The 26,096-nt window shown below is 61.8% G+C and carries 24 protein-coding genes; 13 read left to right on the top strand and 11 right to left on the bottom strand.

Going from position 1 to position 26,096, the window contains the following annotated elements:
* Positions 1-34: 34 nt before the first annotated feature.
* The 4 genes from dnaA to gyrB are packed head-to-tail and all read left to right on the top strand — an operon-like array spanning position 35 to position 6,270.
* Positions 35-1,573 (top strand): chromosomal replication initiator protein DnaA, encoded by a 1,539-nt coding sequence (gene dnaA, locus KEM63_RS00005; RefSeq protein ID WP_423747871.1) that lies wholly within the window; start codon positions 35-37, stop codon positions 1,571-1,573.
* A 52-nt stretch (positions 1,574-1,625) separates the two neighbouring features.
* Complete coding sequence (dnaN, locus tag KEM63_RS00010; protein WP_223653750.1) at positions 1,626-2,729, top strand: DNA polymerase III subunit beta; 1,104 nt, start codon at positions 1,626-1,628, stop codon at positions 2,727-2,729.
* Positions 2,730-2,744: 15 nt separating this feature from the next.
* Positions 2,745-3,836, top strand: coding sequence for a DNA replication/repair protein RecF (gene recF, locus KEM63_RS00015; protein ID WP_223653752.1), 1,092 nt, complete (start codon positions 2,745-2,747; stop codon positions 3,834-3,836).
* A gap of 19 nt (positions 3,837-3,855) precedes the next feature.
* Entirely contained in the window at positions 3,856-6,270 is a 2,415-nt protein-coding gene (gene gyrB, locus KEM63_RS00020; RefSeq protein ID WP_223653754.1) for a DNA topoisomerase (ATP-hydrolyzing) subunit B, read from the top strand.
* An 83-nt stretch (positions 6,271-6,353) separates the two neighbouring features.
* Here the strand turns inward: gyrB and KEM63_RS00025 are convergent, their stop codons facing one another.
* Genes KEM63_RS00025 through glyQ form a run of 4 tightly spaced genes read right to left on the bottom strand, consistent with a single transcriptional unit; the run spans position 6,354 to position 10,660 of the window.
* Positions 6,354-7,118, bottom strand: coding sequence for a lysophospholipid acyltransferase family protein (locus KEM63_RS00025; RefSeq protein WP_223653762.1), 765 nt, complete (start codon positions 7,116-7,118; stop codon positions 6,354-6,356).
* Positions 7,115-7,654, bottom strand: coding sequence for a D-glycero-beta-D-manno-heptose 1,7-bisphosphate 7-phosphatase (gmhB, locus tag KEM63_RS00030; protein WP_223653764.1), 540 nt, complete (start codon positions 7,652-7,654; stop codon positions 7,115-7,117). Before gmhB ends, KEM63_RS00025 begins: the two co-directional genes overlap by 4 nt.
* 4 nt (positions 7,655-7,658) lie before the next feature.
* Positions 7,659-9,713, bottom strand: a complete 2,055-nt coding sequence (glyS, locus tag KEM63_RS00035) for a glycine--tRNA ligase subunit beta (protein ID WP_223655906.1) — start codon at positions 9,711-9,713, stop codon at positions 7,659-7,661.
* Positions 9,713-10,660 (bottom strand): glycine--tRNA ligase subunit alpha, encoded by a 948-nt coding sequence (gene glyQ / locus KEM63_RS00040; RefSeq protein ID WP_223653766.1) that lies wholly within the window; start codon positions 10,658-10,660, stop codon positions 9,713-9,715. The genes glyS and glyQ overlap by 1 nt, the downstream gene beginning before the upstream one ends.
* Positions 10,661-10,818: 158 nt before the next feature.
* Between glyQ and KEM63_RS00045 the strand changes: the two genes are divergently transcribed.
* From KEM63_RS00045 to KEM63_RS00055, 3 genes are all read left to right on the top strand, one after another.
* Positions 10,819-11,400 (top strand): DNA-3-methyladenine glycosylase I, encoded by a 582-nt coding sequence (locus KEM63_RS00045; RefSeq protein ID WP_223653768.1) that lies wholly within the window; start codon positions 10,819-10,821, stop codon positions 11,398-11,400.
* 64 nt (positions 11,401-11,464) lie between these two features.
* Positions 11,465-12,352 (top strand): lysophospholipid acyltransferase, encoded by an 888-nt coding sequence (locus KEM63_RS00050; protein WP_223653770.1) that lies wholly within the window; start codon positions 11,465-11,467, stop codon positions 12,350-12,352.
* Between the two features lie 27 nt (positions 12,353-12,379).
* Positions 12,380-12,655, top strand: coding sequence for a PilZ domain-containing protein (locus tag KEM63_RS00055; RefSeq protein WP_223653772.1), 276 nt, complete (start codon positions 12,380-12,382; stop codon positions 12,653-12,655).
* 1 nt (position 12,656) lies between these two features.
* On the opposite strand, the gene KEM63_RS00060 is transcribed toward KEM63_RS00055, so the two are convergent.
* The 5 genes from KEM63_RS00060 to def are packed head-to-tail and all read right to left on the bottom strand — an operon-like array spanning position 12,657 to position 18,382.
* Complete coding sequence (locus tag KEM63_RS00060) at positions 12,657-14,105, bottom strand: TrkH family potassium uptake protein (RefSeq protein ID WP_223653774.1); 1,449 nt, start codon at positions 14,103-14,105, stop codon at positions 12,657-12,659.
* Between the two features lie 21 nt (positions 14,106-14,126).
* Positions 14,127-15,500: a Trk system potassium transporter TrkA gene (trkA, locus tag KEM63_RS00065; RefSeq protein ID WP_223653776.1), complete on the bottom strand. Its 1,374-nt coding sequence runs from the start codon at positions 15,498-15,500 to the stop codon at positions 14,127-14,129.
* Positions 15,497-16,849, bottom strand: a complete 1,353-nt coding sequence (rsmB, locus tag KEM63_RS00070) for a 16S rRNA (cytosine(967)-C(5))-methyltransferase RsmB (protein ID WP_223653778.1) — start codon at positions 16,847-16,849, stop codon at positions 15,497-15,499. The genes trkA and rsmB overlap by 4 nt, the downstream gene beginning before the upstream one ends.
* Entirely contained in the window at positions 16,846-17,814 is a 969-nt protein-coding gene (fmt, locus tag KEM63_RS00075; RefSeq protein WP_223653780.1) for a methionyl-tRNA formyltransferase, read from the bottom strand. Before fmt ends, rsmB begins: the two co-directional genes overlap by 4 nt.
* Before the next feature lie 55 nt (positions 17,815-17,869).
* Positions 17,870-18,382, bottom strand: a complete 513-nt coding sequence (gene def / locus KEM63_RS00080; protein WP_223653782.1) for a peptide deformylase — start codon at positions 18,380-18,382, stop codon at positions 17,870-17,872.
* A gap of 136 nt (positions 18,383-18,518) precedes the next feature.
* Between def and KEM63_RS00085 the strand changes: the two genes are divergently transcribed.
* The 5 genes from KEM63_RS00085 to aroE all read left to right on the top strand — a co-directional run bounded on the left by KEM63_RS00085 (position 18,519) and on the right by aroE (position 23,113).
* On the top strand, positions 18,519-19,544 hold the full coding sequence (locus KEM63_RS00085; RefSeq protein WP_223653785.1) for a LysM peptidoglycan-binding domain-containing protein: 1,026 nt from the start codon (positions 18,519-18,521) through the stop codon (positions 19,542-19,544).
* Between the two features lie 50 nt (positions 19,545-19,594).
* Positions 19,595-20,701 (top strand): DNA-processing protein DprA, encoded by a 1,107-nt coding sequence (gene dprA / locus KEM63_RS00090; RefSeq protein WP_223653786.1) that lies wholly within the window; start codon positions 19,595-19,597, stop codon positions 20,699-20,701.
* 55 nt (positions 20,702-20,756) lie between these two features.
* Positions 20,757-21,314, top strand: a complete 558-nt coding sequence (tsaC, locus tag KEM63_RS00095; protein WP_223653795.1) for an L-threonylcarbamoyladenylate synthase type 1 TsaC — start codon at positions 20,757-20,759, stop codon at positions 21,312-21,314.
* 63 nt (positions 21,315-21,377) lie between these two features.
* The gene (hemF, locus tag KEM63_RS00100; protein ID WP_223655907.1) at positions 21,378-22,301 is read left to right on the top strand and encodes an oxygen-dependent coproporphyrinogen oxidase; all 924 of its coding nucleotides are present in this window, start codon (positions 21,378-21,380) and stop codon (positions 22,299-22,301) included.
* A complete protein-coding gene (gene aroE / locus KEM63_RS00105; protein WP_223653797.1) occupies positions 22,301-23,113 on the top strand; it encodes a shikimate dehydrogenase in 813 nt (270 codons plus the stop codon). The genes hemF and aroE overlap by 1 nt, the downstream gene beginning before the upstream one ends.
* Here aroE and trpA read toward each other — a convergent pair.
* Together trpA and trpB are read right to left on the bottom strand one after the other, a co-directional pair.
* Positions 23,067-23,897, bottom strand: a complete 831-nt coding sequence (gene trpA, locus KEM63_RS00110; protein ID WP_223653799.1) for a tryptophan synthase subunit alpha — start codon at positions 23,895-23,897, stop codon at positions 23,067-23,069. The two genes, aroE and trpA, sit on opposite strands and share 47 nt — an antisense overlap.
* Positions 23,894-25,105: a tryptophan synthase subunit beta gene (trpB, locus tag KEM63_RS00115; protein WP_223653801.1), complete on the bottom strand. Its 1,212-nt coding sequence runs from the start codon at positions 25,103-25,105 to the stop codon at positions 23,894-23,896. The genes trpA and trpB overlap by 4 nt, the downstream gene beginning before the upstream one ends.
* A gap of 91 nt (positions 25,106-25,196) precedes the next feature.
* Here trpB and KEM63_RS00120 point away from each other — a divergent pair, with 91 nt between their 5' ends.
* Positions 25,197-26,096 (top strand): LysR family transcriptional regulator, encoded by a 900-nt coding sequence (locus tag KEM63_RS00120; protein ID WP_223653803.1) that lies wholly within the window; start codon positions 25,197-25,199, stop codon positions 26,094-26,096.

Below are 26,096 nucleotides of genomic sequence, written 5' to 3' on the forward strand. Positions count from 1 at the left end.
CGCTAGAATATCCAGCTCTGATTCACCGGAATGGCTGCACAGTGACGTGCACTGTTTCATTCAAGAAAAGCCGCTCAGGTTGGCGTACCGGGGGAATATTGTGTCTGTTGCACTCTGGCAGCAATGCATCGACTTTTTGCGTGATGAGCTACCATCCCAACAGTTCAATACCTGGATTCGTCCCCTGCAGGTCGATGGCGATAGCGGTGAGCTGCGCCTCTATGCGCCTAACCGGTTCGTTCTCGATTGGGTGAACGATAAGTACCTCAATCGGATTCAGGAACTGCTCGACGATCTCTCCCAGGGTCAGGCGCCGCTGGTCTCGTTGCTGATAGGCAGTCGCCGCATGGGTACTTCAGCGGTAGCGGGCAGCGCTGCCTCGCCCGCGCCCGTTCCCTCTTCGAGCAACACACCTGTATCGCCTCGCACGCAGGCCAGCGCTCCGCCACTGCGGGTGGAGCAGGAATCGTATCCTCCAGCCGAATCCAACGAGGACATTCCTGCACCACAGCGCGCGGACCAGGCATCACCGGGGTCACCGGTGATCAAGCACACCAGTTATCTGAATCGCAGCTTTACCTTCGAGAACTTCGTCGAAGGTAAATCGAACCAGTTGGCCCGAGCGGCAGCCTGGCAGGTGGCGGACAATCCCAAGCACGGCTACAACCCGTTGTTCCTCTATGGGGGCGTCGGGCTCGGCAAGACCCACCTCATGCATGCGGTGGGCAACCATCTGCTGAAGAAGAATCCTGCTGCGAAGATCGTGTACCTGCATTCCGAGCGTTTTGTCGCGGATATGGTCAAGGCGCTGCAGATGAATGCGATCAACGATTTCAAACGCTACTACCGCTCGGTAGATGCGCTGCTGATTGACGACATCCAGTTCTTCGCCAAGAAGGAGCGCTCCCAGGAGGAGTTCTTCCATACCTTCAACGCGCTTCTGGAAGGCGGACAACAGGTCATCCTCACCAGTGACCGCTATCCCAAGGAGATCGATGGTCTCGAGGAGCGCCTTAAATCTCGCTTCGGTTGGGGACTCACGGTTGCGGTGGAGCCGCCTGAGCTGGAGACCCGCGTCGCGATCCTGATGAAAAAGGCCGAGCAATCGCGCATTGACCTGCCGCACGATGCCGCCTTCTTCATTGCCCAGCGTATACGCTCGAATGTTCGCGAGCTTGAGGGTGCGCTCAAGCGTGTCATCGCCAGCGCCCATTTCATGGGGAGGGATATCACCATCGAGCTCATCCGCGAATCGCTCAAGGATCTGCTGGCACTGCAGGACAAGCTGGTCAGTATTGACAACATTCAGCGCACGGTAGCGGAGTATTACAAGATCAAGGTTGCGGACATTCTGTCGAAGCGCCGGTCGCGCTCGGTTGCGCGTCCGCGCCAGGTAGCCATGGCGCTTTCCAAGGAATTGACCAATCATAGTCTTCCGGAAATCGGTGATGCCTTCGGCGGCAGGGATCACACAACCGTGCTGCACGCCACGCGCAAGATCGCCGAGTTGCGCGAGATAGACGCGGATATCCGGGAAGACTACAAGAACCTGCTGAGGACGCTTACCACCTGAGTGGTGAAGGGTTCAGCTTAGATGCCATCCTGCACGAGGTCGAAGGAAGACAATGCAATTCACCATTCAGCGCGAAGCCCTGTTGAAGCCCCTGCAACTGGTTGCCGGGGTAGTGGAACGGCGTCAGACACTCCCGGTGTTGTCCAATGTTCTGCTGGTGGTCGATGGTAATACTCTGTCACTGACCGGCACCGATCTGGAAGTCGAACTGGTCGGCCGCATTCAGCTGGATGAGACAGCCGAAGCCGGCGAGATAACGGTGCCGGCGCGCAAGCTGATGGATATTTGCAAATCACTGCCTGATGATGTGGCGCTGACGTTCAAGGTCGAAGAGAACAAGGCGCTGATCAAGGCAGGTCGCAGCCGCTTCACACTGGCCACCCTCCCGGCGACGGATTTCCCGAATGTCGAAGACGGGCCTGGCGCGATGAGCTTCGCTATCGGCCAGAGCAAGCTGCGTCGTCTTATCGAACGGACCAGCTTTGCGATGGCCCAACAGGACGTTCGTTATTACCTCAACGGTATGTTGCTGGAAATAAATCGCGGCCAGCTGCGCGCGGTAGCGACGGACGGTCACCGCATGGCGATGTGTACCGTCGACGCCGGGATCGATTACCAGGACCGCTATCAGCTCATTGTGCCGCGCAAGGGAATACTTGAACTTGCCCGTCTGCTCGGTGAGGCTGATGATCTGGTCAACATCGTGCTTGGGACCCATCACATTCGTGCTACCACAGGTGATTTCACCTTCACCTCGAAACTGGTAGATGGCAAATTTCCGGACTATGAGCGTGTACTGCCACGGGGCGGCGACAAGATCGTCCTTGCTGACCGTCAGGCCCTTCGCAATGCTTTCAGCCGTACGGCAATCCTGTCGAACGAAAAGTACCGCGGCATTCGCCTCATGTTGAATGATGGCTTGCTCAAGATTCAGGCCAACAACCCCGAGCAGGAAGAGGCCGAGGAAGACATCGTGGTCGATTACAGCGGTTCGACGCTGGAAATCGGATTCAACGTTAGTTACCTGCTTGATGTCATGAGTGTTTTGACCAACGAGCAGATCAAGATCGTTCTTGCCGACGCCAACAGCAGTGCGCTCGTTCAGGAGTCTGAAACTGATGACAGTGTTTACGTCGTCATGCCGATGCGCCTCTGATCCTACGGCCAGTCAATGGCTCTGACCCGCCTGAGCGTCACCGGAGTGCGCAATCTTCAACCGGTGACGCTGCATCCCTCTCCTCGCATCAACCTCATCTCCGGTTCCAACGGCAGCGGCAAGACCAGTCTGCTGGAAGCCATTCATATTCTCGGGTTGGCGCGTTCGTTTCGTAGCACCCGCCTGCAACCGGTCATTCAGCATGATCTCGATAGTTGCACCGTGTTCGGTCAGTTGGATGCCGATGCAGGCCGGCATTTGCTCGGGGTTACGCGAGATCGCAATGCTGATTTTCAGATTCGAATTGATGGCCGGACGGTCAGTGCCGCGTCTGAATTGGTCCAGATTCTGCCGATCCAGCTGATCAACCCTGATAGTTTTCGACTCCTTGAAGGCGCCCCCAAACAGCGTAGGCAGTTTCTCGACTGGGGTGTGTTCCACGTGGAACATAACTTTCTGGCGGCATGGCAGCGGCTGCAAAAGGCCCTCAAGCAAAGGAATTCGCTACTGCGACGTGGTAGAATCGATCGCTCTCTGCTTGCCGTATGGGACAGCGAACTGTGCCTGGCGGGTGAGACCATCGACCAGCTTCGCCGCGATTACATCGTGCGATTAAAGCCTGTATTCGAAGAAACGCTGCGCAGGCTGATCGAACTTGATGGTCTATCGCTCAGCTATTACCGGGGTTGGGATAAGGAACGGCCGCTTGCCGACGTAATTGCATCTCAGCTGGATCGCGATGTCCAGCTAGGCCATACGCAGGCCGGTCCCCAGAGAGCCGACCTGCGCCTGCGTATCAGGGGCATGAGCGCAGTGGACGTTCTGTCTAGAGGCCAGCAAAAGCTAGTGGTCGCGGCGATGAAGATCGCACAGGGAGTGTTACTCAAAGCGGTCGGGAGGGCTGCGCACTGTCTTTATTTGGTGGACGACCTCCCCTCCGAACTGGACCAGCAGCATCGCGATGCGCTGTGTCGTTTATTGTCGGACCTAGACTGTCAGGTGTTCATCACCTGTGTCGAGGCCGGCCAGCTGCACGGCAGCTGGCAAACTGGAACGCCTTTAGCCATGTTCCACGTGGAACATGGCCACATAATGCAGACCGAGTGATGTCTGAAGCGAGTATAAAATGAGCGAAAACAGAGCCTACGATTCCTCAAGTATCAAAGTGCTGAAAGGCCTGGACGCAGTACGTAAGCGCCCGGGTATGTACATCGGTGACACCGATGATGGCACCGGTCTGCATCACATGGTTTTCGAAGTGGTCGACAATTCAATTGACGAAGCGCTCGCCGGGCATTGTTCTGACATAGACATCGTCATACACACGGATGAGTCGATCACTGTACGCGATAACGGTAGGGGTATCCCTGTTGATATCCACGAGGAGGGTGTATCTGCTGCCGAAGTCATCATGACGGTGCTCCACGCCGGTGGTAAGTTCGATGACAACAGCTACAAGGTCTCCGGCGGCCTCCACGGTGTTGGCGTATCGGTCGTCAACGCGCTCTCAGAGACGCTGGTGCTGACCATTCGCCGCGAAGGAAAGGTATGGGAACAGATGTACAGTCACGGGGTTCCGCAGGAGCCGCTGAGACCCGTTGGTGATACGGACACGACCGGGACCCAGATCCACTTCAAGCCTTCCTCCGAGACGTTCACCAGTCTGACATTCAGCTGGGATATCCTGGCCAAGCGCCTTCGGGAGTTGTCGTTCCTGAATTCAGGTGTGGGCATCAATCTGCGGGATGAGCGCAGCGGTAAGCACGAGCTGTTCAAATACGAGGGCGGGCTGCGCGCATTCGTCGAATACCTGAATGTGAACAAGTCGACGATCAACTCGGTGTTTCATTTCAACCTGCAGCGCGACGATGGCATCGCTGTCGAGATCGCCATGCAATGGAACGACAGCTTCAACGAAAGCATCCTGTGCTTCACCAACAACATTCCTCAGCGCGACGGTGGGACACACCTGGCTGGTTTCCGTAGCGCATTGACCCGCACCCTGAACACCTACATCGAGCAGGAAGGCCTGCTCAAGAAGCTGAAGGTGAATACGTCCGGCGATGACGCCCGTGAAGGACTGACTGCGATCATATCGGTCAAGGTGCCGGATCCGAAGTTCTCCAGCCAGACCAAGGACAAGCTGGTTTCATCGGAGGTGAAGACCGCGGTGGAACAGGAGATGAACAAGGCGTTCGCCGATTATCTGCTGGAGAGCCCCAACGAAGCCAAGGCCGTAGTCGGCAAGATGATTGATGCCGCCCGTGCCCGTGAAGCGGCGCGTAAGGCTCGGGAGATGACGCGACGCAAAGGTGCTCTGGATATCGCAGGGTTGCCTGGGAAACTGGCTGACTGTCAGGAGAAAGACCCTGCCCTCTCCGAACTCTACATAGTGGAGGGCGACTCCGCCGGTGGTTCAGCGAAACAGGGTCGCAACCGGAAGACCCAGGCCATCCTGCCGCTCAAGGGAAAGATTCTCAATGTGGAGAAGGCGCGTTTTGACAAAATGTTGTCGTCCGCTGAAGTCGGTACGCTGATTACTGCGTTGGGCTGCGGTATCGGCCGCGAAGAATTCAATGTGGACAAGCTGCGTTATCACAACATCATCATCATGACCGATGCGGATGTCGACGGCTCGCACATCCGTACGTTGCTGCTGACCTTCTTCTTCCGTCAGATGCCTGAATTGATCGAGAAGGGCTACATCTACATTGCGCAGCCGCCGCTCTATAAGATCAAGAAAGGAAAGCAGGAACAGTACCTGAAGGACGACGAAGCACTGGAGGAGTATCTGACGCAGTCGGCGCTGGAGGACTCCTATCTCTTCGTCAACGAAGATGCACCGGGCATTACCGGTGAAGGTCTCGAGCGCATCGTTCAGGAATACCGTTCGGTAATGAAGACGCTAAAGCGGCTCTCTCGCCTTTACCCGCAGGAACTGATGGAACATTTCATCTACCTGCCGCGTCTGTCCGTCGATAATCTGGCTGACAAGAGTTTCATGGACGGTTGGATCGCTCGCTTCGAAGAGGTCATCAAGGCCACCGAGACATCAGGGACGCATTACGCCGTGAGCCTGCGAGAGGATCGCGAGCGGCATCTCTGGCTTCCCGAGGTGGAAACGGTGTCGCATGGCCTGCCCAGCTATCACACCTTCAATCGCGATCTCTTTGCCAGCAATGACTACCGAACCATGGCTGAACTCGGCGAAAAATTGCAGAGCCTTCTCGAAGAAGGCGCCTACATGCAGCGCGGCGAGAAGAAGAAGCCCATCACGCATTTCAAGGATGGTCTGGACTGGATGATGAACGAGACCGCTCGCCGTCATACCATCCAGCGGTACAAGGGTCTCGGTGAGATGAACCCCGACCAGTTGTGGGAGACCACCATGGATCCGGATAGCCGTCGCATGCTGCGCGTCAACGTTGAAGACGCCATCGCGGCCGATCAGATTTTCAATACCTTGATGGGCGACCACGTTGAACCACGCCGCGAGTTCATCGAAAGTAATGCGCTCGCCGTGTCGAACCTGGACGTCTAAACCGGCCGGGCTGTAGCAATAAGAAAACCCGGCAAGGCCAGGTTTTCTTTTAATATCAATAGGTTGTAAGCGGTAGCCCGCTTCTATGCCGTTGCGTTGGACATGGGTGCACCGGCGTCTGCTGGTGGGTTGCGCATCGACTCCAGCGCCTCGTTGACCCAGCTTTCGGCCTGCCGGTTGACCTCGACGATCGAGCGAGGATCGGGACCCTTCGGATAGATCGGAGGGCCGATCATCACGGTCACCGTCCCCGGACGCTTGCCCCACCCGGCCTTGGGCCAGAACTCACCCGCGTTATGCGCGACCGGCACCACCGGTGCCATGTTGGTACAGGCCAGCGCAGCGCCTCCACGGGAAAACTTCGCCGGTTGACCGGGAAGGACGCGGGTCCCTTCCGGGAATACCAGTATCCAGCTGCCTTCGGCAAGCCGCTCACCGCCTTCCTTGCTCAACTGCTTGAGTGAATCCCGCGCATTGCTGCGATCGATGGCAATGGGCCGGGCCAACGCAAAGGCCCAGCCGAAAAACGGTACATACAACAGCTCTTTCTTGATCAGCTGAGTTTGTGGCAAAAACACCTGCTGGAGAAAGAAGGTCTCCCAGGTGCTCTGATGGTTCGAGAGGACCACGCCCGGCTGATCAGGTATGTTGTCGCGGCCGATGACCTCATAGCGGATACCGACGATGGTCCGGGTCAGCCATACGGCGCACCGGCACCACCAGTTGACAATCATGTGGTAACGCCAGCGGTAGGGCATCAGTGGAGCGATGATCAGCATGAGCAGGCCCCAGAGGCCCGCACTGGCAGACAACAGGAGGTAGAACAGAACGACACGCGCAGCCATCATGCTTGGGTTTCCAGAAGGTGCTCGGCAACGGCAGCCAGATCATCAAAAATCTGCGTTCCCGCGGGCAGTGCCTGCGACGCAGTCTTGCGGCCCTTGCCTGTGCGGACCAGATAAGGCGTGCAGCCCAGGGCACTGCCGGCCTCGAGATCACGACGGCTGTCGCCCACTGTCGGCACGTCGGTGAGGGGGATACGGTAATAGTCGGCGATCTGCTGGAACAGCCCCGATAGCGGCTTGCGGCAATCGCAGCTGTCGTCCGGGCCGTGAGGACAATACACTATCATTTCCAGCGCGCCCCCTGCCCGCTCTACCAGCCCCCGCATTTTGTCGTGCATGGCTTCCAGCGCGGCGACGTCGAACAGGCCTCTGGCGAGCCCTGACTGGTTCGTCGCCACACACACGGTCCAGCCGGCGCGCGTGAGTCGGGCCACCGCCTCGATCGACCCGGGAATGGGGATCCACTCCTCGGGCGATTTGACGTACTCCTCGGAGTCGACATTGATCACGCCGTCACGGTCGAGAATGATCAGCTTCATAGGGTCAACCGAGCAGCGAGATGTCAGCTACGCCGAGAAACAGCCCGCGCAACCGCGCCAGCAGCGCGTATCGGTTGGCCTTCACGGCGGCATCGTCGACATTGACCATGACCTGATCGAAATAGACATCGACCGGTTCGCGCAGGCTGGCGAGCGTCTCGAGGGTGCGCTGATATTCGCGTTGCTGCGCCAGCGGAGCGATGGACTGCTCTGCATGCTGAATGGACGTTGCCAGCGCCTGCTCGGCGCCCTCTTGCAGCAGGGAGGGGTCAATGGCTTCGCTGATGCCCATTTCGGCTTTGGCGAGGATATTCGATACGCGTTTATTCGCTGCCGCCAGAGCGGCAGCCTCCGGCAAGCGGCGGAAGGCCTGAACGGCTTGTACGCGCTGGTCGAAATCCAGCGGAGAGGCCGGCGCCACAGCACGAACCGCCTGGTAGACCGCAACATCGATGCCCTCGTCTTCATAACGCGCACGCAATCGATCGAAGATGAAATCCTGCACCTGGCCCACCAGACCGTCCTGCTGGACCTTGTCAGCGTACTGCTGCACCGCAGTCTGCAGCGCACCGATGAGGTTCAGCTCGAGTTTCTTCTCGATAAGGATCCGCAGCACGCCCAGGGCAGCCCGGCGCAGCGCGTAGGGATCCTTGCTGCCGGTAGGTAGCATGCCAATACCGAAGATACCCACCAGGGTATCCAGTTTGTCGGCCAGCGCCACCGCCGCCCCGGTCAGCGTGGTTGGCAGCTCCGCGCCTGCCCCGCGCGGCATGTACTGCTCATTGAGCGCGAGGGCCACGTCCTCGGCCTCACCATCGTGTCGGGCGTAGTAGTAACCGGCGATGCCTTGCAGCTCGGGAAATTCACCCACCATTTCCGTCGCCAGATCACATTTGCTGAGCAGGCCGGCGCGGGCGGCGCGCTCGGCATCCCCGCCGATCTGTGACGCAATGGAGGCGGCCAGCTGCGACACGCGCACGGCCTTGTCGTAGACACTCCCGAGCTGCGCCTGAAATACAACATTCGCCAGGCGCAGATTGCGGGTTTCCAGCGGCTGTTTCTGGTCCTGACGATAGAAGAATTCGGCATCGGTCAGACGCGGCCGTACCACTTTCTCGTTTCCGGAAATGATCTGCCCCGGGTCCTCGCTCTCGATATTGGCGACGGTGATGAAGCGCGGAAGCAGCCGACCATTGGCATCGAGCAGGCAGAAATATTTCTGATTGTCCTGCATGGTGGAAATCAGCGCCTCCTGCGGGACATCGAGAAAGCGTTCCTCGAAGCTGCAGACCAGAGGTACCGGCCATTCCACCAGCGCGGTCACTTCGTCGAGCAGATCGTCCGGAATGATGGCCTTGCCCTGCTGCTCGCTGGCCAGCTGTTCGACCCGCGATCGAATCATTTCGCGACGCTCTGCGAAATCCGCAATGACCGACGCCTGACGCAGGTCCTCGGCATAGCTCGCCGGCGAGCCGATCTCCACGAGGTCCGGGTGATGGAAGCGATGACCGCGCGAGTCGCGTCCCGAGCGCTGCGCAAGGATCTCTGCGGGAATCACGGCATCGCCCTGCAGCATTACCAGCCACTGCGTAGGCCGTACGAATTCGGTCTTGCGATCGGCCCAGCGCATCCGTTTGGGGATAGGCAGCGCCGCCAGCGCTGCATCGACGATATCCGGCAGCAGTTCGCTGGCCGGCTGACCCGGAATAGCCTGCACGTAGCGCAGCTTCGGGCCGCTGCGGTCAAGCTGGTCGACGTCTACCCCGCATTTGCGAGCGAAACCCAGCGCGGCCTGGGTCGGCTGACCGCTGGCGTCAAACGCTGCCTGGACGGGCGGGCCATCCATCTGGCTGGTACGGTCAGGCTGCTGGGTAGCCAGCCGTTCGACCAGCACGGCCAGACGGCGCGGCGCGGCATAACAGCGAGCTGCTTCGTAGGCCAGACCAGCTTCGCGAAGACCTGTCTCGACGCCCTGCAGGAAGGCTTCGGCGAGACGCTTGAGTGCCTTGGGGGGAAGCTCTTCGGTGCCCAGCTCTACCAGAAAATCCTGTGCCTGCATCATTCGGCCTCCTTCAATTTGGCCAGTACTTCGTCACGCAATTCGGGGGTGGCCATGGGAAAGCCGAGTTTGGCGCGGGCGTGCAGATAGCTTTGTGCAATCGATCGCGCCAGCGCGCGCACGCGCAGAATGTATCGTTGACGTTCGGTCACCGAGATGGCCCGACGGGCATCAAGCAGGTTGAAGGTGTGCGAAGCCTTGATCACCATTTCGTAGGCAGGCAACGGCAGTTCGGCGCTCATCAGCCGGTTGGCCTCGGCTTCGTAAAAATCGAACAGCTCGAACAGCTTGTCGACATTGGCGTGTTCGAAGTTGTAGGAAGACTGCTCCACTTCGTTCTGGTGGAACACGTCGCCGTAGGTGACCTTGCCGAAGGGGCCATCGGAGTAGGTCAGATCGTAGACCGAGTCGACACCTTGCAGGTACATGGCCAGGCGCTCCAGGCCATAGGTGATCTCGCCGGTCACCGGGTAGCACTCTACGCCGCCGACCTGCTGAAAGTAGGTGAACTGAGTCACTTCCATGCCGTTGAGCCAGACCTCCCAGCCCAGGCCCCAGGCGCCAAGTGTTGGCGATTCCCAGTTGTCTTCGACGAAGCGGATATCATGCACCAGGGGATCCACACCGATGTGCCGCAGCGAGTCCAGGTACAGCTCCTGGATGTCCTCCGGGTTCGGCTTGAGCACTACCTGAAACTGATAGTAATGCTGGAGACGGTTCGGGTTCTCGCCATAGCGGCCGTCGGCCGGGCGCCGGCTCGGTTGCACGTAGGCGGCGTTCCAGGTTTCCGGGCCGATCGCGCGCAGAAAGGTGGCTGTATGAAAGGTGCCGGCGCCCATTTCCATGTCGTAGGGTTGCAGGATCACGCAGCCCTTCTCTGCCCAGTAGTTTTGCAGGGCCAGGATCAGACCCTGGAAGGTGCGCACGGCTGGATTGTTGTGAGTCACGTTTTCACCTGGTGAGGCTTCGAAGAAGGCGGAAGTATACAGTCAGAAGAGGCCTGCATACACAAAGCGCGCCAATTCGCAGATGGTGGGTCGTCAGGTCTTTGCGGCGCACGCCGGGACGGGTATAACCGCTTAACACTGTGACGAGGAGATGCCGCATGTCTGAAGGTCCTGCAAGCGGGCGGGTTCGCTGCCAGTGGTGCTCGAGCGACCCGGTGTATCAGCTCTATCATGACACCGAATGGGGAGTGCCCGAGTGGGACGCGCAGCGGCTGTTCGAAAAGCTTCTGCTCGATGGCTTTCAGGCGGGGCTGTCGTGGATCACCATCCTCAAAAAGCGCGATCGGTATCGCGAGGTGTACCGTGGCTTTGACCCCTCATTCATGGCTGGGCAGAGTGATCAGCAGCTGCAGGCACTTCTGCAGGATGCCGGCATCGTCCGCAATCGCCTCAAGGTCTACGGTGCGCGGCAGAACGCGCGCGCCTGGTTGCAGCTGGCCGAACAGTCCGATCCGGGCGAGTGGCTCTGGGCCTTCGTGGGTGGCGAGCCGAAGATCAATCGTTTTCACAGCTTTGCCGAGATCCCCACGATCACCAGCGAGGCGCAGGCGATGAGCCGCGCCCTGCGCAAGGCCGGCTTCACCTTCGTCGGGCCAACCATCTGCTATGCCTTCATGCAGGCGACCGGGATGGTCATGGACCACACGACCGACTGCTTTCGCCACGCGCAGCTGAATTGAGCGGCGGTCGCGGTCAGCGCAGATGCGCTTTACAATGGCCCCTTTGAACCTGTTGGAGTAGCGCGTGGAGCGGTTAAAGGGCGCATTCATCGTCGGCTTTCTCAAGTTGTTTTCGCTATTGCCGTTTCCCCTGGCCCAGCGGCTGGGCGCCGGTGTGGGCTGGCTGATGTGGGCGCTGCCCAACCGGTCCCGCGAGGTGGTACGCATCAACCTCGAGCATTGCATGCCGGAGCTTTCCGAGACCGACCGTAGCGATCTGATCCGCCGCACGTTGCTCGACACCGGCCGCAGTTTCGCCGAAAGCGCCTGCGCCTGGATGTGGCCGCCACACAAGACGCTCAAGCTGATCAAGGAGGTAGAGGGCGAACATCTGCTGGAAGAGGCGCTGGCAGCGGAGACCGGTCTGGTCTGCATCACCAGTCATCTGGGTAACTGGGAGGTGCTCAACCACTACTACTGCTCGAAGTGTTCGCCGGTGATCTTCTATCGCCCTCCGAAGCAGAAGGCGGTGGACGATCTGCTCAAGCGACAACGTACCCAGCTGGGCAACAAGGTTGCCGCTTCGACTCGCGAAGGCATCATCAGCGTGATGAAGGAGGTCCGAAGCGGAGGTGCAGTAGGCATACCCGCGGACCCGGAACCGGCGCTCAAGAGTGGGGTATTCGTGCCCTTCTTCGGTGTTCAGGCGCTGACCAGCAAGTTCGTTCCCGGCATGCTCAAGAGCGGCAAGGCCCGCGCGCTGTTTCTGCATTGCATCCGGTTGCCGGACAATTCGGGGTTCAAGGTGATACTGGAAGCGGCGCCCGAGGCGCTTTACAGTAGCGATGAACATGAGGCGGTAGCCGTCATGAGCGCGGTGATCGAGCGCTATGTAAGAACCTGGCCCAGTCAGTACATGTGGTCGATGAAGCGGTTCAAGAAGCGCCCCCTCGGCGAGAAGAAGTGGTACTGACCCACCCCAACCAGAAGGACCTGTGCCGTGGCCAACCAGCGACAGTATCCGCGCACCTCGATGCGCTGCCGTATCAAGATCAGCCATCCGCAGATCGGCGACGTTTACGGCTTCACGCGCGATCTTTCCGACGGCGGCGTCTTTGTAGAGAACGCCGAGCTGGCCTCCCTTGCCCCCGGCACCAAGGTGCAGGGTCAGGTTCAGGACATGCCCATCGAAGCACCGGTTCTGGCCATGCAGATCCAGCGGATCATCCCCGGAGAAGGCGCCGGGATGGCCTTTCTCGACGAGGACCCGCTCTGAACTAGCGGCGCCAGAACATTGGTGTCAGCAGAACCAGCAGGGTGAAGACTTCGAGACGCCCCAACAGCATGGCGAAGCTCAGAATCCATTTGACGGTGGCACTCAGCCCACCGTAGTGCGCCGATACGTCTCCCAGCCCCGGACCCAGGTTGTTGATGCAGGCGGCCAGGGCCGAGAACGCCGTGACGAAATCCAGGCCCGTGCCGAGCAGAATCAGAAACAGCACGGCGAAGGTGAACACGTATACGGCGCAGAACCCCCACACCGCTTCGACTATCCGGTCCGGCACCGGCTTGCCGCCGAGCTTGACCGGAAATACGCCGTGGGTGTGCAGCAGTCGCTTGATTTCACGCGTGCCCTGTTTGTACAGCAGGATGACCCGGATCACCTTCATGCCGCCACCGGTAGACCCGGCACAGGCGCCGATGAAACTCGCGTAGAGCAGCAGGAACGGCAGTACCGTTGGCCAGGCCGAAAAGTCGGTCACGCCGAAGCCTGCCGTGGTCGCGATGGATACGGTCTGGAACGCGGCGTAGCGAACCGACGTCCAGACGTCGAAGTATTGGTAGTGAATGAGGAACGCGCAGCAGATGAGGAACAGGCTGAGCAGGATCAGTATGTACGCGCGGCACTCCACGTCGAGCCAGTAGTTCTTCAGCGAGCGAAAACGCCACGACAGGAAGTGCAGCGCGAAGTTGATGCCCGAAATGAACATGAACACGATGCAGATGAACTCGATCAGCGCGCTGTCGAAGTAACCGATGCTGGCGTCATGCGTAGAGAACCCGCCTATCGCAACGGTAGAAAAGCTGTGTGCGATTGCATCGAACAGGGTCATGCCGGCGGCCCAGTAGGCGAGCGCGCAGGCAAGAGTCAATCCGGCGTAGATAAACCACAACACCTTGGCGGTTTCGGCGATGCGCGGCGTTAGCTTGTTTTCCTTCAGCGGCCCGGGCATCTCCGCGCGGTACAGTTGCATGCCCCCCACCCCGAGGAGCGGCAGAATCGCTACCGCCAGCACGATGATCCCCATGCCGCCAAACCATTGCAGCTGCTGACGGTAGAACAGTAACGAGCGCGGCAGCGTATCCAGGCCGGTGATAACCGTCGCGCCGGTGGTGGTCAGCCCGGAGAAGGACTCGAATACCGAATCGGCCACGCTCAGGTCGGGCAGCTCGAGCAGGTACAGCGGCAGCGCCCCGAACAGCCCCAGAACCAGCCAGAACAGTACGGTGATCAGATACCCGTCGCGGGTGCGCAGCTCGTTACGCTGGCGGCGTACCGGCAGCCAGATGAGGAAGCCGGCCAGTGCGGTAACCGCGAAGCCGACGAGAAACGCTTCCCGCGCCTGCTCACCGTAAAACCAGCCCACGCCCGCCGATGGCAGCATGCTGGTGGAAAACAGCATGAGCAGGATGCCGAGGATGCGCTGGATTTGCGAGTACTGCATGGGGCGCTTACCTGTGCCTGATCAGAAGAACGTCAGCCCGACCTGGAATAGCCGTTCGACGTCCCGAATGTGTTTTTTGTCGATCACGAAGAGAATCACGTGGTCGTCCGACTCGATCACCGTCGAGTCATGGGCGATCAGTACCTTCTCGTTGCGCACGATGGCGCCGATGGTGGTGCCCGGAGGCAGATCGATATCGCGAATCGCCTTGCCGACCACTTTTGAAGAGCGGGCGTCCCCGTGAGCGACGGCCTCGATCGCTTCCGCGGCACCGCGACGCAGCGAATAGACGTTGACGATGTCGCCACGGCGAACGTGGGCCAGCAGCGTGCCGATGGTCGCCTGCGACGGGGATATGGCAATGTCGATCTCCCCACCCTGCACCAGATCGACGTAGGCCGGGTTGTTGATCAGCGCCATGACCTTGCGGGCACCCAGTCGCTTGGCCAGCATCGATGACATGATGTTGGCTTCGTCGTCGTTGGTGACGGCGCAGAAGATGTCCACTTCCTCGATGTTCTCTTCGACCAACAGCTCGCGATCCGAGGCGCTGCCGTGCAGCACCACGGTGCGGTCGAGGTTCTGCGAGAGATAGTCGGCGCGGGCCTTGTTCATCTCGATGATCTTGACCTGATACCGCGTTTCCAGCGCTTCGGCCAGGCGCTCGCCGATGTTGCCGCCTCCGGCGATCACCACGCGCTTGTGATTCTTCTCCAGCCGTCTGAGCTCGCTCATCACCGAGCGGATATCCGGCGTGGCGGCGATGAAGAACACCTCGTCATCCGCTTCGATGACGGTATCGCCCTGCGGCAGGATGGGGCGATTCTTGCGAAATATCGCGGCGACTCGCGTATCGACGCCAGGCATGTGCTGGCGCAGGAAGCGCAGCTCCTGACCAACCAGCGGCCCGCCGTAGAAGGCGCGAACCGCGACCAGCTGTACCTTGCCCTCGGCGAAATCGAGAACCTGCAGCGCGCCGGGCGTCTCGATCAGGCGTTTCACGTAGGTGGTCACCGCCTGTTCGGGGCTGATCAGTACGTCGATGGGTACCGCTTCGTTGTGAAACAGGCCGCCGCGGGTGAGGTAGGCCGATTCGCGTATGCGGGCGATCTTGGTTGGCGTGCGAAACAGCGTGTACGCCACCTGACAGGCGATCATGTTGGTCTCATCGCTGCTGGTAACCGCAATGAGCATGTCGGCGTCGTCGGCGCCAGCCTGGCGCAATACCGGCGGGAAGGACCCGCGGCCGATGACCGTGCGGATATCCAGCCGATCGCCCAGTTCGCGCAGTCGGACGGCGTCGGTGTCGATAACGGTAATGTCGTTGGCTTCGCTGGCGAGCTCTGCTGCCAGGCTGCCGCCTACCTGGCCTGCGCCAAGAATGATGATCTTCATGAAGAGGACGTCTCCTTGCTTGCAGCAGTGTAGCCGTCTTGCCTGGTGCTGGCGGAAATCTTGATGAGCCTGGCCAGGTAGAACCCATCGTGGCCATCGGGCTGCGGTAGCAGCTGCCGGCCGCAGGGCTGGACCAGTCCGAAGGCGCCGATGATCGGCAGCTCGCGTGCCCCGGGCTCGCGTTGCAGGAAGGCTTGAATCACCTGCGTGTTTTCCTCGGGGAGGATCGAGCAGGTGGCATACACCAGTTGCCCGCCCACCGCGAGGGTCTGCCAGAGCTGATCGAGCAGCTCGCCCTGCAGGGCAGCGAGGCGCTCGATATCGTCCGGCTGCCGGGTCAGCTTGATGTCCGGATGCCGACGGATGACACCGGTAGCCGAGCAGGGCGCGTCGAGCAGAATGCGGTCGAACGGTCGACCGTCCCACCATTGCGCAATCGCGCGGCCATCGGCTGCAATCAGTGTCGCATCCAGCTGCAATCGCTGCAGATTCTCGCGAACGCGCTCCAGTCGCAGCGGTTCGGCATCCAGAGCTACCAGCTCGGCGAGGCCGGGCGTGGCTTCCAGCAGATGCCCGGTCTTGCCGCCAGGTGCGCAGCATGCATCCAGCACTCTATGGCCTGCCGCGCTTTCCAGCAGCGGGGCGGCCAGTTGGGCGGCTTCGTCCTGTACGCTGACATGACCGTCGGAAAACCCAGGCAACTGCTGCACATCACAGGGGGCCATCAGCGTCACCCCCGTGGGACTGTAAGCCGTGGGATGTGCTGCAATGCCTGCTTCGGTCAGTCGGCTCAGGTACGTCTCACGCGAGCCATGCCGGAGGTTGACGCGCAGGGTCATCGGCGGATGCAGATTGTTCGCCTCGCAGATGGCCTGCCAGTATTCGGGCCATTGCGCCTTGAGGCGCTTCTGCATCCAGCGCGGGTGGGCGGTGACCACGACGGGATCGCGCTCGAGCGTAGGTAGCAGATCCACCGCCTCGCGCTGAGCGCGGCGCAGTACGGCGTTGAGCATGCCCCGCGCCCAGGGTTTTTTCAGGGCGTTGGCGGCACTCACGGTCTCACTGATTGCCGCGTGAGCAGGAATGCGCATGTACAGCAGCTGGTATAGGCCGATGAGCAGCAACGCCTGCAATTCGACTTCGGCCGGTTTGAGCGGCTTGTCCAGCAGTGCGTTGGCGAGAATGTCCAGCCGCGGCCACCAGCGCGCGGTGCCAAATGCCAGCTCCTGGGTCAGTGCCTGATCGCGCGGCGCGACGCTGCGCAACTGAGCGGGCAGACTGCCGCCAAGGGAGGCCTTTCCGGCACTGACTGCAGCAAGTGCTCTGGCTGCGGCAAGCCTCGGATTCACAGGCCGTTGCCCAGCAGGGAGCCAACCGTGAACTGCTCGCGTCGCGCGTTGTACAGATCGGCGAAATCAAGTGGTCTGCCCCCGGGCAGCTGCAACCGGGTCAGGCGCAACGCCTGTTCACCGCAGGCCACCAGCAACCCTGAACGGCTGCAGTCGAGTATCTGACCGGGCTCGCCGTCGCCCTCTTCGGGTATGGCCTGCCAGACCTTGAGCGGCTGATCCTGCCAGCGCGCGTGGGCCAGGGGCCACGGATTGAATGCCCGGATCATGCAGTCGAGTTCGGTTGCGGGACGTGCCCAGTCGATGCGCGCATCGGCTTTGCCCAGCTTGTGCGCGTAGGTCGCCTGGCTGTCGTCCTGAGACTCACCGTGTAGCGAACCGGACGCCAGCCCCCGGATCGCCTCGATGACCGCCGGCGGACCCAGCTCGGCCAGGCGATCGTGCAGTGCACCACCGGTATCGCTGCAGCTGATGGGCGTGGCCGCCTTGAGCAGCATGGGGCCGGTATCCAGCCCCGCCTCCATCTGCATGACCGTGACGCCGCTCTCGCTGTCCCCGGCTTCGATGGCGCGCTGAATCGGTGCGGCGCCACGCCAGCGGGGCAGCAGCGACGCATGGCTGTTGATGCAGCCCAGCCGGGGGATATCGAGCACCGCCTGCGGCAATATCAGCCCGTACGCCACCACGACCATGAGGTCGGGCTTGAGCGCCGCGAGCTGCGCCTGCGCGTCGGCATCGCGCAGTGTTTGCGGTTGATACACAGGTAGACCGTGTTGCACGGCCAGCTGCTTGACTGCGCTCGTGGCCAGCTTCTGTCCACGGCCGGCTGGCCTGTCAGGCTGGGTGTAGACCGCAACGATATCGAGGCCTGCTGCGAGCAGTGCCGACAGATGCGCAGCGGCGAATTCCGGCGTTCCGGCAAAGACCAGACGCAGCGAGTTGATTGGCTCGGGCTGAGAGTTCATGGGCATCCGTAGAAAAAAGGCTTGCCGAAGCAAGCCTTGCGAGTGTGTCCGGCGCTCAGGCGCTGGCCTGCTGCTTGTGCAGTTTTTCCAGCTTCTTGCGAATCCGATCGCGCTTGAGGTTGGAAAGATAGTCGACGAACAGCTTGCCGTTCAGGTGATCGCATTCGTGCTGGATGCAAACGGCGAGCAGCCCTTCGCAAACTGTCTCGAACGGCTGCCCGTCACGGTCCAGTGCCTTGACACGCACGCGCTCGGGGCGGGTCACGGTTTCGTAGAAACCGGGCACCGAGAGACAGCCTTCCTGCATCTCTTCCAGATCGTCGGTCAGCGGCTCCAGTTCCGGGTTGATGAAGACCAGCGGCTCGCTGTTGTCTTCGGACACGTCGATCACCACGACGCGTTCGTGTACGTTGACCTGCGTTGCAGCCAAACCAATCCCTGGCGCGGCATACATGGTCTCGAACATGTCGTCGACCAGTTGCCGGATGCGGTCGTCCACCGTAGCCACCGGCTTGGCGATGGTGCGCAGGCGTGGATCGGGGAATTCAAGAATATTCAAAATAGCCATGTCGGTTTGTGATGCATTTGTGGAATGGAAATTAGTTGTGCTGCTAAGATTGAGCAGCTTGGAAATAAGCGGGTCTGCTATACGTACTCTGCCAAGGACCCGGGGTGCTGGCCTACATAATAAAGGGATTCGTGTCATGAGGAAAACATTACTCGGCCTCCTGCTGCTCGGTGTGAGCGTTTGGGCCCAGGCCCAGGAGTCCGCGTTCAGGGAAGGTCATCCTGAAAGCTACGAGGTGGTCAAGGGCGATACGCTGTGGGATATCGCCGGGCGCTTCCTCAGTCTGCCGTGGAAATGGCCTGAAATCTGGCACGCCAATCCGCAGATCGACAACCCCCATCTCATTTACCCCGGCGATGTCATCTCGCTGGTGTACGTCGATGGCCAGCCGCGCCTGACGGTCAACCGGGGTGCTGGTGGTACCATCAAGCTGTCGCCTACCGTACGCGCCAAGCCGGTAGCCGAGGCCATCCCGACCATCCCGCTGGAAGCGATCAATTCGTTCCTCAATGCCGGGCGCATCCTCGACAGCGCCGAGCCGCTTGAAACCGCACCGTACGTTATTGGCGGCGAAGCCGAGAGCGTCGTCGCCGGCGCGGGGAATCGCGTCTACGCCCGCGGCGAGATCGAGGAAGGTGTACCGGCGTTCGGCATTTACCGTCGCGGCAAGGCCTACAGCGATCCGCAGACCGGCGAATTGCTGGGCCTGCATGCGCAGGATATCGGCAACGCCGATGTCGTGGCGACCGAGGATGACATCACCACGCTCAACGTGACGCGCAGCCGCCAGGAAGTGCGTATCGGTGACCGGCTGCTGAAGACAGAAGAACGCCCGATCTCCTCGACCTTCTTCCCGACCGATCCAGACCAGGAAATCGACGGTCTCATCGTCGATGTGCCCAACGGCGTGACCCAGATCGGCCAGTACGATGTGGTCCTGCTGAACAAGGGCAAGCGTGACGGGCTGGAGGAAGGTTCCGTGCTGGCCATCTACAAGACCGGCGAGACCGTGCGGGACCGTGTGCAGAACGAACGGGTCCAGCTGCCCGACGAGCGCGCCGGCCTGCTCATGGTGTTCCGTGCCTACGAGAAGATGAGCTACGGGATCGTGCTCAACGCCCGCCGCCAACTGGCGATCATGGACAAGGTCCGCAACCCCTGATGTATCCGGGCGCCGCCACGGCGGCGCCCTTCCCCGTTCAAGGATGATTCATGTCTACCCTGTCCGGAACCCGGCAGGCCTGGTTGGCCCTTTCCATGCTCGACGGCCTTGGGCCGAAAGGCGTGAGACAACTGCTCGAAACGCTTGCCTCTCCCGTCGATCTGTTAAACCTCGATCTCACCCGTTTGCGCTCCCTCGGCCTGCAAGGCCGCGTGGTTGCCAGTGTGTTGCGCTACCGCCAGGGAGACGCCGAACTCCAGGCCCGCATCGATGCGTCGATCGCCTGGGCCGAGCAGCCCGGCAACCATCTTCTGTGGCTCGAGCATCCGGCCTATCCGCCGCTGCTGCGCGAGATCACCGACCCTCCGTTAGTGCTGTACGTCCGTGGTAACCCGGAGGTACTGAGCGACCCGCAGCTGGCCATGGTCGGCACGCGCCACCCCGGTCCGCATGGGGCGGCGACCGCCCATGATTTCGCTCGCTGCTTCACCGAGCAGGGGCTGGTGGTGACCAGCGGTATGGCGCTGGGTATCGACGGCGCCTGTCATCAGGGCGCGCTGGCCGCCGGTGGGCCGACCGTCGCGGTGTGGGGTACCGGACTGCAGCGCTGTTACCCGCATCGTCACCGGCAGCTGGCCGAAGCCATCGTCGAGCGGGGTGGTGCGCTGGTTTCCGAGATGCCGCCTGATGCCGGGCCACAGCCAGGCCAGTTTCCACGCCGCAACCGGATCATCAGTGGACTCTCTCTGGGTACGCTGGTTGTCGAGGCAAGCCTCAACAGTGGTTCGCTGATCACCGCGCGGCTGGCGCTGGAGCAGAACCGCGAGGTGTTCGCCATGCCCGGTTCGATTCACAACACGCAGGCCCGGGGCTGCAACAAACTGCTGCGCGAGGGTGCGCATCTGGTCGAAACCGTTGCCGATGTGCTGAGCGTGCTGCGCGTGCCGCTGCGCCAGGCGCTGGACGCGCAGCCGACCGAGACGGCGGAACCGAGGCATCCGCTCTTGCGTTGGCTGGGCTACGACCCGCTCAGCGCAGACCGGCTCAGCATGCAAAGCGGGATGCCGGTCCAGCAGGTGCTGCAAGGGTTGCTCGAACTCGAGCTTGATGGTCTCGTGCAGCAGACCGCCCACGGCTATACACGCGTTCGCGCTTGAGCGGGCACGCCGGCTCCGCTACTGTCGCAGTCATACGAGACAAGCGAGGGTACATATGCTGGCAACATGGCGCGCACGACAGGTCGACCGAATCCTCCATGCGGGCGGTGTCATCGCCTACCCCACCGAAGCAGTGTGGGGCCTCGGCTGCAACCCGTGGAAAGCCGACGCGGTCGAGCGCCTGCTGAGCATCAAGCAGCGTCCGGCGGAAAAGGGCGTGATCCTCGTCGCCGGCGATATAGATCAGTTCGACTTCCTGCTCTGGGATCTGCCCGACGCCCAGCTCGCCCGGCTGCGGTTATCCTGGCCCGGCCCGCATACCTGGCTGGTGCCGCACGAGGGGCGCCTGCCGGCCTGGATCACCGGGGAGCATGACACCGTCGCGCTGCGGGTCAGTGCGCACCCGCTGGTGCAACGCCTGTGCAAGGTAGCCGGACCTCTGGTGTCCACGTCCGCCAACCCCGCCGGGCGCCCGCCCGCCCGCTCGCGATTGCGCGTGGAGCAGTATTTTCACGACATGCTTGATGACGTCGTTTGCGGACCGTTGGGGGGGCAGCGCAATCCCAGTATCATTAGGGACGTACGAACCGAAAAGATCATCCGTCCCGCCTGATCGCAGGGGTCGGCTCAGTCAAGCGCGGCGTCGCCGCCGGGAGAGCACTGCGTGTACCGGAACATGACCGAAACCATCGACGTTGTGGCGGTTAAGAGCTACCTGATGGACCTGCAGGATCGCATCTGCGCGGCGCTGGAGGCTGCCGACGGGCAGTCGCGCTTCAAGCAGGACAACTGGTCGCGTGCCGGTGGCGGTGGTGGTCGCTCGCGCATCATCGAAGAGGGTGGCCTGCTGGAAAAGGGTGGCGTCGGTTTCTCACACGTATTTGGTGATGGAATGCCGCCCTCCGCCACTGCCCATCGTCCCGAGCTGGCCGGTCGGCATTTCCAGGCGATGGGCGTGTCATTGGTAATGCATCCGCGCAACCCCCACGTGCCGACGTCCCACGCCAATGTGCGCTTTTTCATCGCCGAAAGAGATGATGCCGATCCGGTCTGGTGGTTCGGCGGGGGCTTCGATCTGACCCCGTATTACGCGCGCGAGGAAGACTGCGTGCACTGGCATCGCGTCGCGCGCGACGCCTGTGCACCCTTTGGCGAGGACGTCTATCCGCGCTTCAAGGCATGGTGCGACGAGTATTTCTATCTCAAGCATCGGCAGGAGGCCCGGGGAATCGGCGGCCTGTTCTTCGACGACCTCAATCAGTGGGGTTTCGAGCGCAGCTTCGCCTTCCTCCGGGCGATCGGCGATGCCTACCTGAACGCCTACCTGCCCATCATCGAGCGGCGTCGGAACGACCCCTTCACCCCAGAGCAGAAGGCGTTCCAGGAGTATCGTCGGGGGCGCTACGTCGAGTTCAATCTGGTCTATGACCGCGGCACCCTGTTCGGCCTGCAGTCAGGAGGACGCACCGAGTCGATTCTCATGTCACTGCCGCCGACGGTGCGCTGGGGGTACAACTGGCAAGCCGAGCCGGGCAGCGAAGAGGCGCGGCTGGTAGACGAATTTCTGCCTGCGCGCGACTGGCTGGCCGGAGCACAGTGATGGATCGTTACGCAGTCATCGGAAACCCGATCGCGCACAGCAAATCGCCGCTGATTCACCGGTTGTTCGCCGAGCAGACGGGACAGGCACTCAGTTACGAGGCTCTCCTGGCGCCACTTGACGACTTCGCCGGTACCCTTCGCGGCTTCCTTGTCGCTGGTCGCGGGGTCAACGTTACCGTCCCGTTCAAGGAGCAGGCCTGGGCCCTGGCGGATGCGCACACCGCGGCGGCAGAGCGCGCCGGAGCCGTGAACACGATCGCAGTGCAGGGTGACGGCACGCTGCTGGGTGACAACACCGACGGCCGCGGCCTGGCGCGGGATCTTCGCTTCAACTCGGGGGTGCAATTGCGCGGGTCGCGCATATTGCTGCTTGGCGCAGGTGGCGCCTCGCGAGGCGTGATTCAGCCGCTGCTGGCTGCGCGCCCTGACCAGCTGTGTATCGTCAACCGCACCGTAGAAAAGGCCGAGCAGCTGGCGATGATGTTTAACGATCTGGGTCCTGTCAGTGCAGCCGGCTTGCACTGGGTGGAAGAGTCAGTGGATCTGATCATCAACGCCACCTCGGCCAGCCTGGGTGGTGAAGTCCCGGCTATATCGCCCAAGCTGATTCGCCGCGGCCACACCGTCTGTTACGACATGATGTATGCCAGCGAGCCGACACCGTTCAACCGCTGGGCCGCTGCTCATGGTGCGGCACGATGCATCGATGGCCTCGGGATGCTCGTGGAGCAGGCCGCCGAAGCCTTCGAGCTGTGGCGTGGCGTCAGGCCTGATACCGCGCCGGTACTGGCTGCGCTTCGTCAGAGCTGACCGGACGCAGCGCCTCGGCGAGTTCGCGGGTCAGCTCCAGGGCCGCCGCGGACCCCCGCGTGACCAGGCAATCGACCAGCGCCGAACCCACTACGACGCCATCGGCCAGGGAAGCCACCGCGCGGACCTGCGCCGGCGTACGGATGCCGAAGCCGATGCACACAGGCAGCTCGCTGTGCTGCCGGATCCTTCGCACGCCTTCTGCCACATCCTGCGCCTCAGCCGCGCCGGCGCCGGTGACGCCGTTGACCGACACGTAATAGACGAATCCGCCGCGCCCACCGAGGACCCCTGGAAGCCGGCGGCCGTCAGTGCCGGGCGCGACCATCGGTAGCAGGACCAATGCATCGTCTTGCACGACGCGGCCGAGCTCGCCGGCATGCTCGGCCGGCAGATCGACAATCAGCAAGCCGTCGACACCGGCGTCACGGGCGTCGGCCATAAACGCCTCGCTGCCGTAGCGAAAGATCGGATTGTAATAGCCCATAAGTACCAGCGGCGTATCGGCGTCCTGCCGGCGAAACGCACGAACCATCTCCAGCGTCCCCCGCAGTGTCTGCCCGGCGCGCAGGGCGCGCTGGGTCGCTGCCTGAATGACCGGCCCGTCTGCCATGGGGTCGCTGAAGGGCATGCCCAGCTCGATGATGTCGGCACCCGCGGTCGGGAGCGCCTGCAGCATCGCAAGGCTGGTGGCCGGGTCCGGATCGCCGGCGCACAGATAAGTGATAAGAGCCGGCCGGCCCTCTGCGCGCAATTGGTCGAAACGCTGCTGCAGACGGTTCATGCCGACGCCTCCATCAGTTTCAATACGGTGGGCATGTCCTTGTCGCCCCGGCCGGACAGGCAAACGATCATCTGATGGTCCGACGGGAGCTGCGGAGCCAGTCGCATCGCCTCAGCCAGGGCATGGGCCGTCTCCAGCGCAGGAATGATGCCCTCCAGGCGACAGCACTGATGAAAGGCGTTCAGCGCTTCGGAATCGGTGACGGCCGCGTATTCGACTCGACCACATTCGTGCAGCCAGGCGTGTTCGGGCCCGATGCCCGGATAGTCGAGTCCCGCAGATATCGAGTGCGCATCATGGATCTGGCCGTCACCATCCTGCAGCAGGTAGGTACGATTGCCATGCAGTACACCCGGCTCGCCTCCCTGCAGACTGGCGGCATGCCGACCGCTGTCGAGCCCTTCGCCGGCGGCTTCGACACCTATCAGGCGCACGCTTCGATCCTCCAGGAAAGGATGAAACAGCCCCATCGCATTCGAGCCCCCGCCAATGCAGGCGACCAGACTGTCGGGCAGCCTGCCGGTGCGGGCCTGGCACTGCTCGCGGGTCTCCCGGCCGATGACCGACTGGAAGGTGCGCACCATCAACGGATAAGGATGCGGCCCGGCCACGGTACCGATCATGTAGAAGGTATCGTCGACGTTGGTCACCCAGTCGCGCAACGCTTCGTTCATGGCGTCCTTCAGGGTGCCGGTGCCGTTGGTGACAGGCACGATGGTTGCGCCCAGCAGGCGCATGCGCGCGACGTTGTCGCGCTGTCGCTCGATGTCGGTGGCACCCATGTACACCACACAGGGGAGGCCGAAGCGAGCCGCGACGGTCGCAGCGGCTACGCCATGCATGCCCGCCCCGGTTTCCGCGATGATTCGCGTCTTGCCCATGCGCCGGGCCAGCAGGCCCTGGCCGATGCAGTTGTTGATCTTGTGGGCGCCGGTATGGTTGAGGTCTTCGCGTTTGAAGAAGATCTGCGCGCCGCCGAGGCTGGCCGTGAGGCGCTCGGCAAAGTACAGCGGATTGGGCCGGCCGACGAATTCGTTTTCGAAGCTGCGCAGCTCGCGAATGAACTGCGGGTCGGCCAGCGCTTCGTCGAAGGCCTGTTCCAGATCCAGCACCAGCGGCATCAACGACTCGGCAACGAATCGCCCGCCGAAGCGGCCGAACAAGCCGTTGGCATCCGGTCCGGCAAATTCCAGTGGGGTTTGGTTCATGACGGTCTCCTCTACGTTGTCGCTACCCTAGGCGCTTCCATGCCAGGAAAAAATCGATAAGATGTCCTCAATCTGTGAGGAAAACTGACATATGCCACGCGATCTACCGTCGCTCAACGCCTTGCGAAGTTTCGATGCCGCGGCCCGGCTGGAGAGTGTCAGTCTGGCTGCGGATAGCTTGAACGTAACGCATGGTGCGGTCAGCCGTCAGCTACGCAGCCTTGAGAGCGAATTGGGTGTTGCCCTGTTCGAGAAGGCGGGTCGCGGCCTGAAACTCACCGATGCCGGTCGCCGCCTGCGCGATGCCTGTGACCAGGCTTTCGCTGATCTGCGCCAGGCCTGCGAGTCGATTCGCCAGGCCGACGTGCACGCTCCATTGCTGCTGGCGTGTCCTGGTAGCCTTCTGGCCCGATGGTTCATCCCGCGGCTGGACCGGCTCAATCGCGAACTGCCCGAACTCAATCTGCATCTTTCCGCAAGCGAAGCCGAGCTCGACCCCAGACGTCCCGGCGTCAGCGCCACGCTGCTGTTCGCCGCCCCGCCCTGGCCCGCTGACCTGCAGGCCTATCCGCTGCTGAACGAGCGCATTGGGCCGGTGCTCAGTCCCAGGCTGGCTGGAGCGGAACGCTTTGCTGCCGGCGCGCCGCAAGCCTTGCGGGGGGAACCGCTTCTGCACACCGCTTCACGTCCCGGCGCCTGGGCGGACTGGGCGCTCAGCAGCGGACTGGCGCCCACCGACCTGCGCCAGGGGCAGGGTTTCGAACACCTGTACTACCTGCTCGAGGCCGCTCTGGCCGGAATCGGCGTGGCCATCGCGCCCGAACTGCTGGTAGCAGACGACGTTGCTTCCGGCCGGCTGGTCGCCCCCTGGGGGTTCGTCGAGACCGGCAATCAGCTGGTTCTGCTGGCCGCCGCCCGACAGCCGCAGACGCGCATCGCACAGCTTGCCGGGTGGCTGGAGGCGAACATGACGTCAGGGCAATCTGATTGA

It is taken from the genome of Halopseudomonas nanhaiensis (assembly GCF_020025155.1).
GTDB lineage: Bacteria > Pseudomonadota > Gammaproteobacteria > Pseudomonadales > Pseudomonadaceae > Halopseudomonas > Halopseudomonas nanhaiensis.

Bases quoted from the DNA above. Each gene is read 5' to 3' on its own strand.
- KEM63_RS00060 (WP_223653774.1), bottom strand. From the start codon at position 14,105: ATGCAGTACTCGCAAATCCAGCGCATCCTCGGCATCCTGCTCATGCTG.
- trpA (WP_223653799.1), bottom strand. From the start codon at position 23,897: ATGAACCGTCTGCAGCAGCGTTTCGACCAATTGCGCGCAGAGGGCCGG.
- recF (WP_223653752.1), top strand. From the start codon at position 2,745: ATGGCTCTGACCCGCCTGAGCGTCACCGGAGTGCGCAATCTTCAACCG.
- dnaN (WP_223653750.1), top strand. From the start codon at position 1,626: ATGCAATTCACCATTCAGCGCGAAGCCCTGTTGAAGCCCCTGCAACTG.
- KEM63_RS00025 (WP_223653762.1), bottom strand. From the start codon at position 7,118: ATGATGGCTGCGCGTGTCGTTCTGTTCTACCTCCTGTTGTCTGCCAGT.
- KEM63_RS00085 (WP_223653785.1), top strand. From the start codon at position 18,519: ATGAGGAAAACATTACTCGGCCTCCTGCTGCTCGGTGTGAGCGTTTGG.
- aroE (WP_223653797.1), top strand. From the start codon at position 22,301: ATGGATCGTTACGCAGTCATCGGAAACCCGATCGCGCACAGCAAATCG.
- glyS (WP_223655906.1), bottom strand. From the start codon at position 9,713: ATGCAGGCACAGGATTTTCTGGTAGAGCTGGGCACCGAAGAGCTTCCC.
- trpB (WP_223653801.1), bottom strand. From the start codon at position 25,105: ATGAACCAAACCCCACTGGAATTTGCCGGACCGGATGCCAACGGCTTG.
- trkA (WP_223653776.1), bottom strand. From the start codon at position 15,500: ATGAAGATCATCATTCTTGGCGCAGGCCAGGTAGGCGGCAGCCTGGCA.
- KEM63_RS00045 (WP_223653768.1), top strand. From the start codon at position 10,819: ATGTCTGAAGGTCCTGCAAGCGGGCGGGTTCGCTGCCAGTGGTGCTCG.
- gyrB (WP_223653754.1), top strand. From the start codon at position 3,856: ATGAGCGAAAACAGAGCCTACGATTCCTCAAGTATCAAAGTGCTGAAA.
- KEM63_RS00120 (WP_223653803.1), top strand. From the start codon at position 25,197: ATGCCACGCGATCTACCGTCGCTCAACGCCTTGCGAAGTTTCGATGCC.
- tsaC (WP_223653795.1), top strand. From the start codon at position 20,757: ATGCTGGCAACATGGCGCGCACGACAGGTCGACCGAATCCTCCATGCG.
- hemF (WP_223655907.1), top strand. From the start codon at position 21,378: ATGACCGAAACCATCGACGTTGTGGCGGTTAAGAGCTACCTGATGGAC.
- def (WP_223653782.1), bottom strand. From the start codon at position 18,382: ATGGCTATTTTGAATATTCTTGAATTCCCCGATCCACGCCTGCGCACC.
- gmhB (WP_223653764.1), bottom strand. From the start codon at position 7,654: ATGAAGCTGATCATTCTCGACCGTGACGGCGTGATCAATGTCGACTCC.
- dprA (WP_223653786.1), top strand. From the start codon at position 19,595: ATGTCTACCCTGTCCGGAACCCGGCAGGCCTGGTTGGCCCTTTCCATG.
- fmt (WP_223653780.1), bottom strand. From the start codon at position 17,814: ATGAACTCTCAGCCCGAGCCAATCAACTCGCTGCGTCTGGTCTTTGCC.